At 59.6% G+C, this 19,223-nt stretch carries 18 protein-coding genes and 1 pseudogene; 15 read left to right on the forward strand and 4 right to left on the reverse strand.

All coding sequences use genetic code 11. From position 1 onward, the window contains the following. Positions 1 to 8: 8 nt before the first annotated feature. The 14 genes and pseudogenes from BN1800_RS33680 (at position 9) to BN1800_RS33750 (ending at position 14,683) form a co-directional block, all read left to right on the forward strand. Positions 9 to 413 (forward strand): FixH family protein, encoded by a 405-nt coding sequence (locus tag BN1800_RS33680; protein WP_027514012.1) that lies wholly within the window; start codon positions 9 to 11, stop codon positions 411 to 413. After that, on the forward strand, positions 410 to 1,849 hold the full coding sequence (locus BN1800_RS33685) for an efflux RND transporter periplasmic adaptor subunit (RefSeq protein WP_027514011.1): 1,440 nt from the start codon (positions 410 to 412) through the stop codon (positions 1,847 to 1,849). The genes BN1800_RS33680 and BN1800_RS33685 overlap by 4 nt, the downstream gene beginning before the upstream one ends. Then, positions 1,846 to 5,016: an efflux RND transporter permease subunit gene (locus tag BN1800_RS33690; protein ID WP_087004303.1), complete on the forward strand. Its 3,171-nt coding sequence runs from the start codon at positions 1,846 to 1,848 to the stop codon at positions 5,014 to 5,016. Before BN1800_RS33685 ends, BN1800_RS33690 begins: the two co-directional genes overlap by 4 nt. 244 nt (positions 5,017 to 5,260) lie before the next feature. After that, positions 5,261 to 5,617 carry a hypothetical protein gene (locus BN1800_RS33700; RefSeq protein ID WP_084606807.1) on the forward strand — a complete coding sequence of 119 codons (357 nt, stop codon included), beginning with the start codon at positions 5,261 to 5,263 and terminating at the stop codon, positions 5,615 to 5,617. Positions 5,618 to 5,775: 158 nt separating this feature from the next. Then, a complete protein-coding gene (locus tag BN1800_RS33705) occupies positions 5,776 to 7,203 on the forward strand; it encodes a multicopper oxidase family protein (RefSeq protein ID WP_051336875.1) in 1,428 nt (475 codons plus the stop codon). Between the two features lie 27 nt (positions 7,204 to 7,230). Then, positions 7,231 to 7,671, forward strand: coding sequence for a DUF411 domain-containing protein (locus BN1800_RS33710; protein ID WP_027514007.1), 441 nt, complete (start codon positions 7,231 to 7,233; stop codon positions 7,669 to 7,671). Between the two features lie 54 nt (positions 7,672 to 7,725). Further along, positions 7,726 to 8,295 (forward strand): TlpA family protein disulfide reductase, encoded by a 570-nt coding sequence (locus tag BN1800_RS33715; RefSeq protein ID WP_087004308.1) that lies wholly within the window; start codon positions 7,726 to 7,728, stop codon positions 8,293 to 8,295. Beyond that, positions 8,292 to 8,660, forward strand: a complete 369-nt coding sequence (locus BN1800_RS42025; RefSeq protein ID WP_063829638.1) for a hypothetical protein — start codon at positions 8,292 to 8,294, stop codon at positions 8,658 to 8,660. The genes BN1800_RS33715 and BN1800_RS42025 overlap by 4 nt, the downstream gene beginning before the upstream one ends. 6 nt (positions 8,661 to 8,666) lie before the next feature. Further along, positions 8,667 to 9,359 (forward strand): SCO family protein, encoded by a 693-nt coding sequence (locus tag BN1800_RS33725; RefSeq protein WP_027514006.1) that lies wholly within the window; start codon positions 8,667 to 8,669, stop codon positions 9,357 to 9,359. A gap of 150 nt (positions 9,360 to 9,509) precedes the next feature. After that, complete coding sequence (locus BN1800_RS43025) at positions 9,510 to 9,722, forward strand: GDCCVxC domain-containing (seleno)protein (RefSeq protein WP_087004311.1); 213 nt, start codon at positions 9,510 to 9,512, stop codon at positions 9,720 to 9,722. Between the two features lie 298 nt (positions 9,723 to 10,020). Then, positions 10,021 to 10,264: pseudogene (locus BN1800_RS43030) on the forward strand (type II toxin-antitoxin system prevent-host-death family antitoxin); the annotation flags it as partial. A 481-nt stretch (positions 10,265 to 10,745) separates the two neighbouring features. After that, complete coding sequence (locus tag BN1800_RS33740) at positions 10,746 to 13,424, forward strand: ATP-binding protein (protein ID WP_087004314.1); 2,679 nt, start codon at positions 10,746 to 10,748, stop codon at positions 13,422 to 13,424. A 149-nt stretch (positions 13,425 to 13,573) separates the two neighbouring features. Beyond that, entirely contained in the window at positions 13,574 to 13,945 is a 372-nt protein-coding gene (locus tag BN1800_RS33745; protein ID WP_087004317.1) for a hypothetical protein, read from the forward strand. Positions 13,946 to 14,266: 321 nt separating this feature from the next. Beyond that, entirely contained in the window at positions 14,267 to 14,683 is a 417-nt protein-coding gene (locus BN1800_RS33750; RefSeq protein WP_027514002.1) for a c-type cytochrome, read from the forward strand. Here the strand turns inward: BN1800_RS33750 and BN1800_RS44440 are convergent. From BN1800_RS44440 to BN1800_RS33770, 4 genes are all read right to left on the reverse strand, one after another. After that, positions 14,620 to 14,952 (reverse strand): HVO_A0114 family putative DNA-binding protein, encoded by a 333-nt coding sequence (locus BN1800_RS44440; RefSeq protein ID WP_483251929.1) that lies wholly within the window; start codon positions 14,950 to 14,952, stop codon positions 14,620 to 14,622. The genes BN1800_RS33750 and BN1800_RS44440 overlap by 64 nt on opposite strands. Before the next feature lie 11 nt (positions 14,953 to 14,963). Next, the gene (locus tag BN1800_RS33760) at positions 14,964 to 16,241 is read right to left on the reverse strand and encodes a type II toxin-antitoxin system HipA family toxin (RefSeq protein ID WP_087004320.1); all 1,278 of its coding nucleotides are present in this window, start codon (positions 16,239 to 16,241) and stop codon (positions 14,964 to 14,966) included. Beyond that, positions 16,228 to 16,569, reverse strand: coding sequence for a helix-turn-helix domain-containing protein (locus tag BN1800_RS33765; RefSeq protein WP_087004323.1), 342 nt, complete (start codon positions 16,567 to 16,569; stop codon positions 16,228 to 16,230). The genes BN1800_RS33760 and BN1800_RS33765 overlap by 14 nt, the downstream gene beginning before the upstream one ends. A gap of 335 nt (positions 16,570 to 16,904) precedes the next feature. Further along, the gene (locus tag BN1800_RS33770) at positions 16,905 to 17,642 is read right to left on the reverse strand and encodes a DUF234 domain-containing protein (protein ID WP_244564752.1); all 738 of its coding nucleotides are present in this window, start codon (positions 17,640 to 17,642) and stop codon (positions 16,905 to 16,907) included. A 530-nt stretch (positions 17,643 to 18,172) separates the two neighbouring features. Between BN1800_RS33770 and BN1800_RS33775 the strand changes: the two genes are divergently transcribed. Continuing rightward, positions 18,173 to 19,198: a methyltransferase gene (locus BN1800_RS33775; RefSeq protein WP_087004326.1), complete on the forward strand. Its 1,026-nt coding sequence runs from the start codon at positions 18,173 to 18,175 to the stop codon at positions 19,196 to 19,198. Positions 19,199 to 19,223: the final 25 nt, after the last annotated feature.

The following is a 19,223-nucleotide window of genomic DNA, read 5'->3' on the forward strand; positions in this document are numbered from 1 at the left end:
TGTGAACTATGAAAACCACAAGGAACTTTGCGCGAGGAAGCCTCGCCGCGGTTGTCGTTTTGTCAGCCTCATCGACATTTTCCTATGCCAGCCCTCAGGACTATGAGTTTCAGCTTCTGTCAGAAGAGGTGAGACAGGGATCCGACGCCGAAGTCTCTGTTCGTCTCGTCGATAAACGAAACGGTCAGGCCGTATCTGACGCGGTTATTTTCACCACCCGTATGGACATGGCCCCTGAAGGTATGGAGACGATGACCACGCAGGTCCAGGAACTGCCCTCGGAACAGGCGGGGACTTACAAATTCAAGACCAATCTGAGCATGGAAGGCGGATGGCGCTTTCAGCTTGGGGCGAAAGTTCAGGGCGAAGGCGAAACCGTGACAGGTGAAGTCGTCGTCAAGGCCACCCCGTGAAGACCGCAACATGGCTGGTCGCCGTTACCTCCCTCGCCGTAGTCGGCGGGGGAGCGTACCTGGCTGGTGCCCGGGGAGTAGGCCAGCAGCAACTCCACATGCTCGTCGACATGGCCGTCGCCGAAGCTCAGCCGAGCAAGCCTGAAGGGTCGGGGCCGATTATTTATTACCGTCATCCCGACGGCCTTGCCGAATATTCTGCCAAACCCAGGAAAACACCCGATGGGCGCGAATTCGTGTCCGTCCGAGAAAGTGAAGACGTCAGCTTTACAGCCTCAGGCATCACAACGACCGAAGCCTCCGACCAGCCAAAAACGAAAGCGTCACGGTCGGCCGCGACGAAACGCAAGGTGCTTTATTACCGCAACCCAATGGGGCTTCCGGACACTTCCAAGGTGCCGAAGAAGGATTCCATGGGAATGGACTACATTCCGGTCTTTGAAGGCGATCAGCCCGACGCATCGACGGTTAAGGTCTCGCTGGGCAAGCTGCAGCGTACAGGAGTCAGGACGGCCACGGCGGAAATGGCGAGCATTTCCCGCAAAATCCGGGTGCCCGGAACGGTGGCCTTGGACGAGCGGCTTATCAGTGTCATTTCCATGCGCACAGATGCCTTCATCGATGACGTGGCGAATGTGACGACGGGTGACCGCATCGGCAAGGGAGAGAGCCTCTTCAACTTCTATTCTCGGGAGATCGCCACCGCTGGGTCGGAATTCGCTGCGGGGAAGGGCGATCTGCGCAGCGATGCTGGTTCGGCGCTTCGACTGAAGAACCTGGGTGTACCGGACGAAGTGATCCGGAGCATCGCCGAGAAGCATCAGGTGCCAGCCAGCATCGAATATGTTTCCCCGCGCAATGGGGTTGTCCTCGAACGCATGGCGACAACCGGAATGATGGCGAAACCGGGTGATCCGTTGTTTCGGATTGCGGACACCTCCCATGTCTGGATCATCGCCGACATCCCGGAATTCGATCTGGCTTCCATTCAAAAAGGAGTTCCCGTTGCCGTGAGGGTTCGGAGCCTCCCAGGCCAGATCTTCGAAGGAACCGTCGATCTCATCTATCCCGAAATCCAGCAGGAGACCCGGACAACGAAAGTCAGGATCGAGCTTCCAAACCCGGACGGTATTCTGATGGCCAACATGTACGCCGACGTCGAGATCGAAGCTGGCGTACAGGAGCCCGTTGTCGCCGTGCCCAACAGTGCAGTCATTGATACGGGCGACCGGCAGGTTGTCTTCATCGACAAGGGCGACGGTAAATTCGAGCCGAAGGATGTCGCCCTCGGCATGCGCGGCGAGGAGCAGACCGAGATCACCAAAGGCATCGCAGCAGGCGATCAGGTGGTGGTGGCGGCGAACTTCCTTCTTGACGCCGAAAGTAATCTCAACTCGGCCCTAAGCGGCATGGCGACAGAAGAGGTGAAGCCATGATCGCCCGCGTCATCTCCTGGTCCGCTCACAATCTCGTTCTTATCTTCGTCGGCGCGGCGCTTGCCATAGCGGGCGGTATCTATGCCCTACGGTCCCTTCCGCTCGACGCCATTCCCGATCTCTCAGACATCCAGGTGATCGTCTACACCGAATATCCGGGGCAAGCCCCGCAGGTGGTCGAGGACCAGGTGACCTATCCGCTGACAACGTCGATGCTGACGGTGCCGAAGTCGAAGGTCGTTCGCGGCTTCTCCTTTTTCGGCGTCTCCTTCGTCTACGTCATCTTCGAAGACGGCACCGACCCCTACTGGGCGAGAAGCCGGGTGCTGGAATATCTGAACGCGGCGTCGAGCCGCTTGCCCCAAGGAGTGACACCGACGCTCGGCCCAGATGCCACGGGTGTCGGCTGGGTCTATCAGTACGCCATCGTCGCCAAGAACCTGACCCTTGCTGAACTCCGCTCGCTGCAGGACTGGGTCGTGCGGTTCGGTGTTTCCAAGTCGGAGGGCGTGGCGGAAGTGGCCAGCGTCGGAGGGTTTGTGAAGCAGTATTCCATCGTCGTTGATCCCTCTCGGTTGAAGGCTCAGGGCATATCGCTTACCGACATTTCCAATGCGGTTCGGGCCAGCAACACGGATGTCGGGGGCCGAACCATCGAGCTTTCCGAATTCGAGTTCATGGTGCGCGGACGCGGCTATCTGAAGGGTATCAGCGATATTGAGAACATCGTGCTCAAGACCCAGCGCGGCGCGCCTCTCAGGCTGGGCGACGTCGGCAAGGTGGAGCTTGTTCCGGATGAACGAAGAGGAATAACCGAACTGAACGGCGAAGGCGAGGTCGCAAGCGGCATTGTCCTGCAGCGGTTCGGATCCAATGCCCTGACCGTGATCGACAACGCGAAGAAGAGTTTGGCTTCGGTCCAAAGCAGCCTCCCCGGCGGCACGAAGATCGTGCCGGTCTATGACCGATCAACATTGATCCAGTCCGCCATCGAGACGTTGAAAGGCACCTTGATCGAGGAGTCCATTGTCGTCGCAATGGTAACGGTTGCCTTCCTTCTGCATGTTCGCAGTGCTCTCGTGGCAATCATCATGCTGCCGGTGGGCATCCTCATCGCCTTTATCGCGATGAAGCTGCTCGGTATCGGCGCAAACATCATGAGCCTTGGGGGTATCGCCATTGCCATCGGGGCGATGATCGACGCGGCCATCGTGATGATCGAGAATGCCCACAAGCATCTCGAACGCGCTGCGCCAGACAAGCCCAGGATCAAGATACTGGTCGATGCCGCCAGCGAGGTCGGTCCGGCACTGTTCTTCAGCCTGCTGATCATCACCGTATCGTTCCTCCCGATATTTACCCTGGAGTCTCAGGAGGGACGGCTGTTCGGGCCGCTCGCCTTCACCAAGACGTTCGCCATGGCGGCGGCAGCATTCCTCTCAATCACACTTGTTCCTGCCTTGATGATCCTTTTTGTGCGGGGCCGCATTGTGCCGGAGCATAAGAACCCGCTGAACCGCTTTTTGATTTGGATTTACCGACCGGTGATCGCGGGCGTCCTCAACGTCAAAACGCTTACCATCCTGGCCGCTGTCGCGATCCTGGCGGCAACCGCATGGCCGGTCAAGCACATCGGCAGCGAATTCATGCCCAACCTCGACGAAGGCACGCTGATGTATATGCCGACCACCTTGCCGGGCATATCAGTGACGAAGGCGGCCGAACTGATGCAGACGCAGGATCGCATCATCAAATCGTTCCCCGAAGTCGAGAGTGTCTTTGGGAAGGCAGGCCGTGCATTGACCGCCACCGACCCGGCTCCGACAGAGATGTTCGAGACGATCATCACTCTCAAGCCGAAGTCGCAGTGGCGGCCGGGTGTGACGACCGACAGCCTGAAACAGGAGATGGACGCCGCCTTGCAGTTTCCAGGTGTCTCAAACGCCTGGACGATGCCGATCCGGGCCCGCATCGACATGCTGTCGACCGGGATCAGGACGCCCGTCGGTGTCAAAGTCTACGGTACCGATCTCGGGGAGATGGAAAAGGTCGCTCGCCAGATCGAAAGCGTCCTGAAAACTATCCCCGGCACCTCCAGCGCTTACGCTGAGCGGGTCATCGGTGGCTATTATCTCGACATCGTTCCAGATCGTATCTCCCTCGGGCGATACGGCCTGACGATCAACGATATCCAGGATGTCATCAGCATGGCGCTCGGCTCTGAAGTCGTCACCTCGACGGTCGAGGGACGGGAGCGCTACGGCGTGGCCATCAGATATCCACGAGCCTCCCGAAGTGACCCGCAATCTATTGCCCGGGACGTGCAGGTATCGCTGCCGGGCGGCGGGTCGGTGCCTTTAGGGGAAGTGGCCGATGTCAAACTCACACGCGGGGCCACGACAATCCGGACGGAGAACGGTCAGCTTGCCGTTTACATCTTCGTTGATATCGCCAATCGAGACTTGGGCGGCTACGTGGCGGAAGCTCAGGAGGCCGTCGCAAAAAGCGTGAAGATGCCAGCAGGCTATTCCGTCGCCTGGAGCGGTCAGTTCGAGTATCTCGAACGGGCCAAGGCGCGGCTTGCCGTCGTCGTCCCCCTGACGCTGGCGCTGATCTTCCTGCTGCTCTACCTGAACTTCAAGAGGCTGACGGAGACAATGATCGTCATGCTGTCCCTGCCGTTCGCCCTGGTCGGCGGCATTTGGCTGATGTGGTGGGTGGGATTTAACGCATCGGTCGCGGTTGCCGTCGGGTTCATCGCGCTTGCGGGCGTCGCGGCGGAGACAGGGGTGATCATGCTGATCTACCTTGACCACGCCATGAAGGAGCAGCGCGCGAAATGCGAGGCCGAAAAGCGGCTGTTCACGCGAGGTGATCTCAACAGGGCCATCATGGTCGGCGCGGTCGAACGCGTCCGGCCGAAGATGATGACCGTCGTCGCCATCATGGCGGGTCTGGTTCCCATCCTCTGGCGAACCGGAACCGGATCGGAGATCATGCAGCGCATCGCCGTGCCGATGATCGGCGGCATGGTGTCGTCGACCCTGCTGACGCTGGTCGTAATTCCTGCCGTCTACGGGTTAGTCAAGGGATGGCGGCTTCCGTCAGCATCGCTGTCCGATCAGCTCATCGAAGAGAGCGACGACAGGCTCGAGGCGGCTGAGTGATGAAAGGAGAATGCGATGATGAACGATATCATGGGCGGCGGCATGATGTGGGGCCTGGGGCTTGCGCGTCTCCTGGGACTGGTCGTGGTCATCCTCGTGATCGCCGCGCTGATCAAGTATCTGTTCTACCGCTGAAATGTGCGCCCGCGTCGTGGACAGTCGTTTCACAACGTGAGCGTCGGGATGCGGTCAGACGCGTCACGGCTTGTGTTCGACGCATTTTAGCGGCATCTTCTCTACTGCTATGAAACGCTGGTCGGCTCGCAGCTTTGTCGCCGTGTTCCTCGCGGTCTTCGTCGCCGTGGGGATGAGTCTCTCCGCCGCTCAGGCAACCGGCATGTGGATGAAAATGGCGATGACCTCCGACATGACCGGTTCGATGCATGACGGCTGCCCGGACTGCCCGGCGGGCAGTGACGACGGCATGAAGGCGATGGTATGCAGCGTCGTTTGCACGATGCCCGTCCTCGCCGTGCTTCCCGAGGGAGTATCCGTGCCGGTTGTCAGACAGCTCGTCTCGTTCTCCATGAGTGACTCGCTCCTTCATGGCACGCGAGCGCCACCCGATCCTGACCCTCCGCGAACCACCGACATCGGCTGACGTTCCGGCCGTCGCTTAAAGCGATCAAGCCGGGCGAACGAACGCGTCTGCGCTTTTGTGCGCATCGGCCCGGAGGTGATCCCAACCAACAAGGCCACGCGTCCCGTCATCAACGATGATCGGAAGGATCGACCGTGAGTACCGAATTCAATGGCCGCATGTCGCGTCGGGGTTTTCTCCAGGCCGGTGCGGGCCTCTTATTGGCCGCTGGGCTGCCGTCATCGCAGGTGCGTGCAGACTCGAACGAGTACCGAATCGTCGCCGCCCAGGCGCGCTCGCGTCTCGCAGGCCCAGATCGTCCGGAGACCGGCGTTTGGGCCTACGACGGAACCGTGCCGGGGCGGCTCGTGCGCCTGCGGCAAGGCGAACCGGCTCGGCTCGTCGTCGAAAACCGGCTCGATGAGGACACCACGGTCCACTGGCACGGCATCAGGCTGCCCAACGCCATGGATGGCGTGCCGGGCCTGACGCAGCCGCCGATCAGGTCCGGCGAGAGCTTCGTCTACGAGTTCACGCCGCCGGACGCCGGGACGTTCTGGTACCACCCGCACGCCAACAGCCTTGAGCAGCTTGGCCGAGGCCTCGCCGGAGCCGTGATCGTTGAGGAGCGCGACCTGGTCGCCGTCGACCGCGATCTGCTCTGGCTTCTGGCTGACTGGCGGCTCAGGGAAACGGGCGAGATCGCCTCGGGCTTCAGCAACCGGATGGAAGCGGCGATGTCCGGCCGCATCGGCAACACCGTCACCCTGAACGGCGAGGTCTCGGAGACAGAACCGGTCCGAGCCGGCGAACGTGTCCGCCTTCGCCTCGTCAACGGTTCGCTTGCCCGGATCATGGCGCTGCGTTTCGAGGAGCACAATCCGGTGGTCGTCGCGATCGACGGTCAGCCCTGCGACCCGCATGAGCCCGAGGCCGGCCGCATCCTGCTCGGTCCGGCCATGCGCGTCGATGTCGTGCTCGACATGCAGGGGGAAGCGGGACGGCGCTACGGTGTCGTCGACGATTTCTACGACGGTCTCTCCTACCAACTGACTGAGCTCGCCTATGAAGAGGCTCCGCCGCTTCGCTCGCATCCGCTCGATGCTCCGTTCGTGTTGCCGCGCAATCCCCTGCCGGACCCCGACCCTGCCGCCACCGAACGTCATGACCTGACGCTCCAGGGCGGCATGATGGGCGGAGGCATGATGGCGGGAATGGGCGGAATGAACGGTGGTGGAATGATGCAGGGGATGATGGGGACGGCCGGCGGCCCGGCCTGGGCGATCAACGGCATGTCGATGACCGGCGACGGCCATGCGGACATGAAGCCTGCCCTCACGTTCCAGCGCGGACGCAGCGTCGCACTGATCCTGCGCAACCAGACAGCCTGGTGGCATCCCATGCACCTGCACGGCCACAGCATGCGGGTGTTGAGCCGCAATGGCGAGCCGGTCCCGCACCGCCAATGGCAGGACACGGTGCTGATGGCGCCGAAGGACGTCGTCGAAGTCGCCTTCGTCGCCGACAACCCCGGCGACTGGATGCTGCATTGCCACGTTATGGATCACCAGATGAGCGGCATGATGACCGTGCTGCGTGTCGCCTGAACTTAAACCTGAAGAAAGGACACTCTCATGCAAAGACGAACGTTTCTCCTCGCAGGGACCGCCATGCTGTTCCTGCCGATTCCCGCACTGGCCGAGCCCCTCCAGGCAACGCTCTACAAGAACCCGCAGTGCAGTTGCTGCGAGGGCTATGCCGTCTATCTCCGCGACAACGGCTTCAGCGTCCAGGTCAAGCCCACCAACGACCTTGCCGAGATCAGCCGCAAGGCGGGGGTGCCGGCGGAGATGCAAGGCTGTCACACCATGTTCATCGACGGCTATGTGGTCGACGGGCACGTGCCGGTAAACGTCGTCCGCAAGCTCCTGTCGGAAAAGCCCGCCATCGCCGGCATCACATTGCCAGGGATGCCGATGGGCTCGCCCGGCATGGTCGGCACGAAGACCGAGACGTTCACGATCTACTCCGTCACGAAGGACGGCAAACCTCCGGCCGTCTACGCGACGGAGTGATCGAGGACGTCAGAACATGTCCGTGACTGAAATCAGCGCAGGGGGAGAGACGCTATGAAATCATTCCTCATGGCAGCACTCCTCGTTGTCCTGGCATCTCCCGTCGCCGCCGAGCCGCCGAAGAACTTTGTGCTACGCGATACGCCAGAGCCAGTTCCCGCGCTTCAATTCACCGATGAAGCCGGCAGGCCGCAGACGTTGGAGATGTTTCGCGGCAAGGTCGTCCTCCTCAATCTCTGGGCGACATGGTGCCTGCCCTGCCGGGAGGAGATGCCGACGCTCGATCGGCTTCAGGCAGTTCTCGGCGGCCAGGATTTCGAGGTTGTGGCGCTTTCGATCGATCGCGGCGGGCCGGAGGCGGTGAAGAAGTTCTATGACGAGACCGGCATCCAACATCTCGCCATCCACGTTGATGCGACGAGCAAGGCAGGGTTTGCGCTCGGCACCATCGGCCTACCCACGACGCTGCTCATCGACCGGCAGGGACAGGAGCTCGGACGGCTCGTGGGGCCCGCCGATTGGTACGCACCCGATATGATTTCCTTCCTCGGATCGATAATCGGGAAAGACAGTATGCCACCAGGGGCTCCTCAGACCAGGCAGGACAAGGAGAAACCGTTATGAACAAACCGAGTTTGGCCAAGGCACCTCCGCACGCTACCTCCTCGCGGCCGCTCGCCGGCCGGCTTCCTTCCTGGCTGCGAGGGCAGCGCGGGCTCGTCGTCCTCGGAGACCTAATGTTTGCATTCGGCCTGGGACTAAACTGGAACTGGCTGGTCGCTGCCGGTGTTGCGCCATTGATTCTGAGCGCGCTGCCCTGCGTCGCCATGTGCGCGCTCGGGCTCTGCATGAACCGCATGGCCGGGCTTCAGGGCAAGGCATCATCCGCGGTCCGCCCGCAGATCCAATCCGACTTTCTTCCGATCGGGCCACCGCGGTCGTGCTGCTCGTCCGGGCAAGACGACGCGGCCACCGCTGTCGAAAGGTGACGACCCATGCGCACATTGCATTCAGCCCTGCTGGCCATCGCGGTGACGGTGGCTTGCGTCGCCTCGGTACTGGCGCATTCGCTCGGTGAGGTTGGCCAGGACCTCCGCGCCAAGGAGACATACTTCCAGCCGGTCGACAGCGAAGCGCCCGGATTCACGTTGGAGGATGCCGATCACCGCGTCGTGAGCCTTGCCAGTCTGCACGGCAAGGTCGTCGTGCTGAACTTTATCTACACCAACTGCCCGGATGTGTGCCCGCTTCACAGTGAACGAGTCGCCGAACTCCAAGCGATGATCAACCAGACGCCGATGAAGGCGATGGTCGAATTCGTCACCATCACGACCGACCCGAAGCGCGACACCGGCGAGGTCCTGCGCGATTACGGCAAGGCCCACGGCCTCGATCCGGAGAACTGGATCTTTCTGACCGCCGCGTCGGATCAGGCCGAAGACAGCACCCGGAAGATCGCCGAGGCCTATGGCCTCAAGTTCACGGAAAGCGAACAGGGCATGCAGATGCACGGGATCGTCACTCACGTCATCGATCAGGACGGCCGCCTTCGAGCCCGCTTTCACACGTTGAAGTTCGAGCCGGTCAACCTCGTTGTCTTCGTCAACGCGCTCACCAACCGAACCCAGAAGCCTCACGGACATCCAGAGCCGAGCCTATGGGAGAAATTGGAGGGACTGTTTCGATGATACCGAACCTCTCCGACGATTCGCTTTCCGATGCAGCCGGTTCCCGCTCCGCAGCCGCGCAGACGGTCGATGACGAATGTCGACGTCCTCTTTCCGGCTCCGGGAAACGTGCCGATGCTCGTTTGCATTGGCTGAAGTGAGGAAATGGCAATGACATCTGCCGTCATTCTGGAATCCATGTTGACCTGCCCGTATTGCGGCTTTGCCAAACGCGAGACCATGCCCACGGATGCCTGTCAGTTCTTTTACGAATGCACCAATTGCAAGAAGCTGCTGCGTCCAAAGCCCGGAGATTGCTGCGTGTTTTGTTCGTTCGGCTCGGTGCGGTGTCCGCCGGTTCAACGGCAGTGTGGGTGCTGCTGATAGGATCGGTCGTGGCAGGCCGTCATTGTTTCGAGTGAAGACTTGCGATTGAGAGGTAGGCGTCGGTGAGCGGACTACGAACGCAAGGCGGCTCGCAACCGTCACCCTCATCGCTCGACGCTTCGAGCGCACGCAGCAGATGTTCGGCAACCTCCCATCGGCTCTGGCGACAGGCCCGGTTGAACAGAGTGAGGATGTTCTCTTCGAGTTGATCGGGGCGAGTGCGCATCGAGGCAACCTCTACCTTTTCCGCAAGCCTGAGGTTTCCAGTGGTGGTAAGTCAAGTCCCCTTGCAGCGATCTTCACAAGCGATCGTTCCCGGAGATCCGGCGAGATCATCGCCGAGGCGTTACGCCATCCGGTCACGATCACCCAACGCAACAAACCGCGCCTCGTGCTTCTCAACATCGATGACTACGAGCGGCTGATGCGGGCAATTCGGTGCTCGGACAGTTGGCAGGCCTGAAACAATGCCGCGCGAGCTGCTCGACGAGTTCGAGGCCGCGGTCGACGCCTATGCGGGGACCGATGAGGTCAACCGATCAGCGTCGACGGTGACGTCTAGACCGCGACGGTCTCCGTTATTCCGATCTTTGGGCGAGGGAGGTCGGCAAGGGTGAGACCGAGGGCCGTAAGGTCGGCCGGTTGCCGTTGGCGTGAGGCTTTCACGACATGACGGTGATTTGGACTGTTAACCGCGATGGTCTCAATCTCGGTGATTGTTTTCATCACGCTTTCGGATGACGCTGGAATCTGATTTCCCCTGATGCGTGCGATCGACTTTAAAACTGTCGTTTCTGCCATCTAAAGATGTATGAGTGGCAATAATGAATTGCTCAGATCTCCGCGCGCTCCGGTTTCAAGTATAACTCAGAAGCAACCGCAAGAGGATTACTTAAGATTCCGAGGAGGAAAAAGCGAAAACCTATCCCTTTTGCTGACGAAATACGGCCGTCAACTCGAACAGACCTCATTGTGCCAAAATGATCTAATTTGTTATACTCTCGACGAAGAGGGTTCGCGATGCTGCTCGACCGAGAGGGTCCACTCGAAGCTTTGCTGAGTGCAATGCACAACGCTGCGGCCGGGCACGGCAGCACTGTGCTGCTCGAAGGCGAAGCCGGGATTGGTAAGACCTCCCTCCTGCGCGCGTTCGCGGAGCATGCCGACAACGGTTGCCAGGTCTTGTGGGGCTGGTGCGAGGCGCTTTTCACGCCGCGCCCGCTCGGACCCTTGCAGGACATGGGGCACCTGCTTGATCCGCGCGTTGCAGCACTGCTCGATCAGGCGGCTCCGCAGGAGCGGCTCTTTCCGGCACTGCTGAATGTGCTCCAGCACGCCAGTGGTGTGATCGTACTGATCTTCGAGGACGTCCACTGGGCCGACAACGCGACGCTCGACCTCATGAAATACCTCGGCCGCCGCATCTCCTTGCTTCCAACCGTGCTGGTGCTCAGTCTGCGCAGTGATGAAATCGGCGCCGATCATCCCCTGACGCATGTGATCGGCGATCTTCCGTCCGCATCAGTCACCCGCATAGCGCTTGGGCCGTTGTCTCCCGAAGCGGTGACGGTATTGGCTGAGCAGGCCGGCCGCAGCGCGGCCGACCTTTATCGCGTTACGGAGGGCAACCCCTTTTTCATCACCGAACTTTTGGCAAGCGGCGAGGTGGAGCCCGGGCGGGTGCCGGATTCCATACGCGATGCGGTCTGGGCGCGCCTGTCTCGGCTGACAGCGGGTGAGCGCAAAGTGCTTGAGGTGATCAGCATAGTGCCCGGCAGCGTGGAACCGTGGCTCATCCGGCCTCTGCTCGGCGTAGAGGCCGAAGCACTGGTGGACGAATGCGTGGCGCGCGGATTGTTGCGGCGAGACGACCAGGGCGCCGTGATGTTTCGACACGAACTTGCCCGGCAGGCAACGCTCGACCGGCTGCCGCCGAGCCTTCAGAGGTCGCTTCATGCAAAGGTGGAGGCGGCGATATCGCAACTCATCACGACCCATGCGTCTGGCTTGCTTTCACGCCGGATACACCACGCTGCCGGGGCTAACGATGGGGCGCGCGTTCTCGAACTCGCGCCACAAGCCGCGGCACATGCGGCGCGCCTTGGCGCACACGGAGAGGCGGCTTCACATTTGGCGACAGCTCTTAGATACGTCGCACAAGCTACACCGGAGCTCGCCGCACACCTTTACGAGGACTGGGCCTATGAGGCGGGAATGGCTCTCCTACTCTATGAACCGGTGATTGAGGCGCACCATCGTGCTATCGCGATTTGGCGCGACCTCGGACGCATCGACAAGATCGGTCCTAATCTGTGCAGGCTGTCACGGCTGCACTGGCGCCGCGGCGAAGGCCAGCCGGCGGAGGACTACGCAGACCAGGCGGTGCGCGAAATGGAAAACTTGCCGCCTTGCTCGGAACTGGCGATGGCCTACAGCACGCGCTCTCAGCTTCACATGCTGCATTATCGCTTCGACGAAGCGATCGATTGGGGCTTGCGCGCGATCTCACTGGCCGACCGACTGGGCGAAATCGAAACGCGCGTCCACGCTTTGAACAATGTCGGCACCGCGCTTCTTTTCGCCGACCGTCCGGGCGGCCGCGAGCGGCTGGAGGAAAGCCTGGCGCTGGCGCTCGAGCACGGATTTCACGACGATGCGGCGCGAGCCTACACCAACTTCGCGGAATGCGCCGTCGTGTCCAAGGACTTTGTCCTGGCTGAACGCTTGTTGGCCGAAGGTATCGCGTTCGCCACCAGGCACGACCTTGATTCAGCGACGCAATACCTGCTCGGCCGGCAGGCGCAGCTTCACATGGAGCAGGGCCGTTTTCGCGAAGCTGAGACCGTTGCGCAGGGGGTCATGAACCTGGAACGCCTACCGATGGTCATGCACCTGCCGGCGCTCACTGTGCTCGGAAGGGTGCGCGCGCGACTAGGTGAGCCCGGCAGCTTGGCGCTTCTCCAGCAGGCGCTCCAAGAGGGATTGGCGACCGGCGAGCCCCAACGCATTGTGCCAGTCCGCCTTGCGCTGGCTGAAGCGGCCTGGCTTGACGGAGACGACAGTGCCGGCCATGAGCAATTAAGCGTCCTCGTCAGGATGGATCTCGATAACTTCCGTACTTGGGATTTCGGCGAACTGGCAGTGTGGTGGCGGCGATGCGGCATGACCATCCCGCTGCCGGCGCCGAAGGCGCAGATTCCCTTGGCGCATTCCGCCGAGCTCCGCGGCGATCCGCTGGCGGCGGCAAAGGAGTGGGATCGCCTGGGGCTTCCTTATGAAGCGGCGCTTGCCCTGATGCAGGTTCGCGGAGCCGATGCCGGGCCGGCATTGGGTCGTGCCGTCACGACGTTCGAGACCTTGGAGGCGCGTCCCGCTGCGGCGCTGGCCCGAAAACAGGCGCAGCGCCTGGGTGTTGCAAGCCAGTTGCCGAAAGCCCGCAGAGGGCCATATGGGGTGGCCCGCCATCATCCGCTTGGTTTGACGTGGCACGAACAACAAGTGCTCGCCTTAATCGCAGCGGGCATGAGCAACAAGGAAGCCGCCCAACGTTTGTCGCGCTCCCCGCGCACGATCGAGCATCAGGTTTCCGCCGTGCTCGGCAAATTCAACGCCGCCAATCGTATGGAGGTCCTCCTGCGCCTGCGCGGCGAGCCATGGCTCCTGCCAGCCGCTGACGCTCCGCGCGCTGTCGATAGCTAATTCGAGCAAGCTTGAGAATTTAGGGTACCAGTCGCCGGGAAATTGGGTGACCGTACCGATGTGCCCGAGCTGCTCCGCGCATAAGCTGCGCTTGCCGTCATGGGAAGTGAATGCCCAGGCAAGTGATGGTTCGCGGAGGAGGGATAGTGATGACCAGAGGTTCTACCGCATTTGCATTGGCCTTACTCGCCACGACAGGCGCCGCCGCGGCGTCGGAACTGGCGCCGGGGAACGGCCACAGTATTCATCTCGACCGCTTCAGTGGTGCGGTGTATTACACGGTCGACAAAGACGGCGGCTACCAGGTGGTTGCGACCATGGCTTCCGGAAGTGAAGTACAGCCGATCCGCTTCGTGTCCACACTCGCACCGGGCCAGCGGCTGATAATCTCCGTGCCTCAAGCATTCGGCCAGCCGTCCGCCGACTTCGAGATCATACGCGATGGCGACGTCCTTCTCGTGCAGGAGCCCAGCGTCACTTTGATCGATAACGTGTCGACCAGCGCCTTATTCGAGGAGTGATCCTCTTGGCCGGAATCCTCGGGCGATGAAAGGGTGATTCCGACCGTACCCATCTGGCCATGCCGGGCGAGCGGCCCAACATACTTGCTGTCTACGATGACAACGCAAGGACCATCAACCCGGAGGGCTGGTCGGGGAAAGAGCCGAGTGAGCTTTGTGTGCGAGAAGGCGACTTTTCGAGCGCAGAAAGCTGGCTCGGCTTTTCCGGCAGGGGCTTGTGATACAGTTGGGGCTTGATCCTTTACGCTATTGGTCCGCACGAACTCGCCATCGGACAACGTGGCCGATCGAGCCGCCAAGCGGCTTCTAAGGTAACGGGAGATGCGTCCATTGCAGCGCCTGGTACTGTTCGCTGTCGTCGCCTGTGGCGTCGCGGTCGGTTCCGGGCGATGTTCGCAGGAGGCCGCGGCCGCCGATAAGCTCTACAGAGTGGTCGAGGGCAAGGCTGATGCGCGGACCTACAACGGTTACCGGCGCTATCATGGTGGCTGCAACCATTGCCACGGGCCCGATGGCGTCGGCTCGACTTTTGCGTCCTCTCTCGTCGACCGGCGCCTCGATATCGAGACATTCAGGCGTGTCGTCCGCGACGGGCAGAGCAAGAGCGGGAGCTCGGTCATGAAAGGGTTCGCCAACGATCCCAATTTCGCTCCTTATATCGATGACATTTATGCCTATCTGCAAGCCCGCGCCGACGGCGCTCTCGGCCGCGGTCGGCCCAAAAAAATGGATCCGTAGAACCGCGTCGACCCGAGGAGTGGTTCGGTCGAACAGGTTGCTGGAACGCGCCTCGCCACCTCGCGGATCGACAACGCCTCCTGTCCGGCGAGTGCCTTGACAATAGCGAGGCGGGAAGGAGCAAGCACCCGATGCATGTCGTCATAGGACGTGAAATTGACCGAAGGCACGGCTTCAACGGTATCACCCGCTAGCGCGCACCTTCCGGCCTCGACAATGCGGGCCTTGGCGTCCGCTATCGTACTCAAGCGCACGGTCAAAGTGGTCATCTAAGCATCCTTCACAATTTTTCGGCCTCGAATCCTGGATAGACGAATGCGCCTTCAATGGTCCTGCAATCGCTTTCAGATACTCCCGCTGATCGGGCAATATTGTACCATGTCGTCCGAACGATGTTTGTCATGTCTTTTATAATCTTAACGGCCTCCTCCTTATCTAAGAGGAAACGATGGCACTGAGAGAGAAAATTGCTTGCGCGAGCTATCCTACCTTGATCTCCACAAATGAGCGCCAAGTCTCTTTGTTCAACACTTATTGGCGTCGAGGGAGTCAGGTCATAGGCGGGCGACAACTTCCAGCTCCGATTCTTTGCAATAGCTGCGTGATTTCGGGGATGGTCATCGGTGTTCGAAATAAGTGCATTGAAGCACATGCGTTTGAATAACTCTTGTGCCTGACGCTGCGGTTCTGCGCACACACGACGTAATTCTTCCGCAAGTAAAATGTATGACCATAGACCACGAGAACGGTGGCTGTCCTCTGCACGGAGCAAAGTCAATCCGCTCACCATCCTCGTTCTATAATAGCCGTCTTCGGATTTTTCTCGATCAAACCGTTTCACTAAAAGGACATCCCGCCCGGCGACTGACGTAATGCGGCTATCAGCCGTCACCAGGCCGCATTCGCGGCCGAGTAGTAGCATCGCATGCTCCACTCGCGCTTGATTCCAACGATCGTCGGTGCGGTTAAATTTGGCGAGCCATAGGCCGCTCTCGTCTTCAACGACTGCTTTCGGTCGTGCACCGCCCATGGACGTGCCGAGCAATAAGATTTTCTCGATCTGCTCTCGATCGGCAGCTTCGTCGACCTCCTCGTCGCGCACTATTGTGTCGGCGATTTCTTGTAGTCGTGCGAGGTCAATAGTCTGATTGAAATGATGGCTCGGAGCAGGTGGATCGACGTTCAATCCGAATCCTAATGCGCCCGCGCGATCGTCAGGGGAATGGAGTAGATAGTCCAGTTCGCCCAGAGGCGCTTTGCCAGCGCATTTCTCGATCAGTCTACGCCCCCAGTGGTCTGGTCCTGCGTCGCGTAATGAACCAAAGATACCACCCATTGCCGCTGTTTCATAAGTTCGAGCGGCAATTTGTAGTTCGGCAGGGTCAATCTCTACGGCTTCCGGGTTTTCCCGATAGGTCCGACCGTAGACAAACTGGCCCACGTTTGTGCCTTGCCGATCCTGCTTTAGCGAAAAGCGGCCAGCGGTTACCGGCTTGGTCTTTTCTGGAAGCGTTATATAAACAAAGCAATTCGAAGGACCGTCTTTAGAAATTGTCATCCAATGTTCTTTCCTGTCGTGCCCGCTGAGGTGCCCGTGCCCTTTCGAGAGCTCTCCCTTCCTGATCTGTTTCGGGATCGGCAACTTGCATGAGTTGTTCCGTAAGGCCATAGACCCAAAGCAGCGCGACATATACGGCAATGCTTGTTGAGGGCTTACCCTTCTCAGCGTCTGAAACCACGCGCCTGATGACACCGATCTTTTCAGCGACCTCCTGAAGCGTAAGATTTCTACGAAGGCGAGCTGTCTTGAGGTTTGCCCCAAGAACGTTCAGTGAGCGCTCTACAGCGTAAGGGGGTGCCAAAAGTAATGCGCTTCTTGCCACCATGATGCCTTGAAAGCTCCTTATGTGCCGTAAAGTAACCTCAAGAGAACATTTGCAACACTTACCCCAATATGTCAAGTGATGTCATCTCAAGGTGCCATAAAGCGCGATAGTGGGCCGTCAAGGTGACATTATCGGATGAGTGCATCAAAACACCGGATAGCAAAACCGTTCCAAACACATGGGAGAAGGGCGCCTCATCAACAGGCAATTGGATCTACGCAGTTTGAGGCAGCAGCAGTCACGAGCCGATTCGCTGTACTCCACACCGTGACGCAGCGTATTGTAGAGCAAGACGTTTTGCGGGCCGTGTCCGTGACCGCGTTGGCCAGTGGTGTCTATCTGCGCGGATTCACCAAATTTTCAGGGGTAAGCAAATGAAGTTGCTTGTCTTCCTTTGCTAAATCAATAACGTCGCTTGAAAAACCAATTCTACTGAAGAACAGAAAATGCTTATTGGCCGCACCTTTTCCGTAAGTTGTTTTTTCTGACCGCTGCCGTAGCAGCCGAACGTGGCCAAGATCGATTGTGCTTGTCCTCCACTTGCACTCCCCGAAGAAAAACGCACCGTTCAGCAGTCTCCCCGCGACATCAATATCAAAATCCGAATGATCCCAGATTTGGCCAACTTCCTGGGCAGGCACTCCGAGTATCTCTTGAATGTGAAGCTTGGCATATTCCAGTGCGATACCTTCGAACTCGATGCCCATATACTCTGAAAACTGAGGCTCTACGACGCAGTCATAAACGTCTTCGCCGAAACCGCTGCTGATCGCAGTCAGGTTTGGGCGAACAAAGCGATGCCAAAACGAAATCAGGCTGTCTGCGACCCGATAGCGGCGATTTCGACCTTTCTCATCGGCATCTAACGACTTGGGATTGCTTATGAGGTCGAGGGCCTGCAGCTTTGCCCTGTATGGCCCGATGTTGTCTGCTTTGACCCCGAGTCGATTTGCAATCTCTGATTTGCTGTTACGGCCATCGGAAACAGCCGCCAGGATGCTGGAGTAAAAGGTTGGCTCCCTTAGCTCGGTCTGGAGCAGAGTGAGTTCCCGCTCACGGCCTAAAAATTTCAATCGCGGCTCCATAAGGTAATCTAAATTACCTTAATCGTAATTACCTTAGTCAAAAATACAGTAATTTAAACTACCTTAATCGGAACCGAAGTTGGCAGGGTTGCGGAGGGTTGTATCGCTTTCTCGCTCCTAGGTCTCGATCTCACCGATTGTGCCGAACGGCCCCGTGACCAGCTGAAAAAGGTTCCTTCTCCGATCTCCAAATAGCTTTTGATGGCAGCGACCCGCTACGACGTGATGGTGCTGAGGGAAGCGGCGGTCGAGGCGGGCGAAAGGGCGGAGCGACCCGCTGGGAGCTGTCAGGTGAGGGTGGCTGAACGATCAGATCAAGGCGGCAAATGCGGAACCGGAAGGCGGATCCCCTTCTGAAGCGTGTAAATAGTACTCCAGTCCGTGTGATGCTTGTTTTTGCCGATAGCCCGTTCCATGCGTCCGGCTGGTGAATTTCCGCGGACTGGATTAACATTGAATGATAACGGGGCGCATCGGCGTGGCTCCCACGGGTGCATTCGCCCATCGGGGAGGCTCATATGCAAAACGGAATTTCTCCAGACCACATCCTGCAAATTGGCTTTGGATTCTGGCCAGCCAAGACATTGTTGAGCGCCGTGGAACTGGGGCTCTTCTCGCTGCTTGCGGACGGCCCCAAAACGGGCCTCGAACTGCAAGGCGCCATGGGGCTGCATCCGCGCGGAACGTATGATTTTCTCGACACCCTTGTCGCGCTCGGATTGCTGCAGAGGGACGGCGCCGGTGAAACCGGCAAATACGGCAATACGGCTTCAACCGCACTGTTCCTGGACAAGCGGAGCCCCCAATACATCGGTGGAATCCTCGAGATGGCGAACGCACGCCTGTATCGGTTCTGGGGCGATCTCACACAGGCGTTGCAAACCGGAAAGCCTCAAAACGAGATCAAGGAGACAGGCAGGTCCATGTTCGGCGAACTCTATTCGGACCCGGCGCGCCTAGAGCAGTTCATGGACGCGATGAGCGGCATCTCGATGGGCAATTTCACGGCGTTCGCCGAGAAATTCGACTTTTCCAAATTCAAGACGCTGGTTGATATAGGCGGCGCAACCGGGCAGCTTTCGGCCATCGTCGCGGCGCGGCATCCGCACATGCAATGCCGGACGTGCGATCTCGCCGATGTGCAGCCGATCGCGGAGCGGCGCGTGAGGGAGCGCAACCTCGGCGGCCGGGTCACCACCGAGGCGATCGACTTCTTCGCGGACGAGTTTCCCAAGGCAGACATTATCACGATGGGACTGATCCTTCACGACTGGAATCTCGAGAACAAGAAGATGCTGATCGCCAAGGCCTACCGTGCGTTGCCGTCCGGCGGCGCGCTGGTCGCCATCGAGAACATCATCGACGACGAGCGCAGGCAAAACAGCTTCGGTCTGATGATGTCGCTGAACATGCTCATCGAATTTGGCGAGGCGTTTGACTTTACCGGCGCCCAGTTCACCGAGTGGTGCAAGGAGGCAGGGTTCGGTCGCTGCGAGATTATTCCGTTGGCGGGACCTGCAAGTGCAGCGGTGGCTTACAAGTAGAGGCTTGGCACCCGCGCGCAGTTCG

Origin of the sequence: Rhizobium sullae, assembly GCF_900169785.1 — a bacterium.
In the GTDB taxonomy this organism is placed as follows: Bacteria; Pseudomonadota; Alphaproteobacteria; order Rhizobiales; family Rhizobiaceae; genus Rhizobium; species Rhizobium sullae.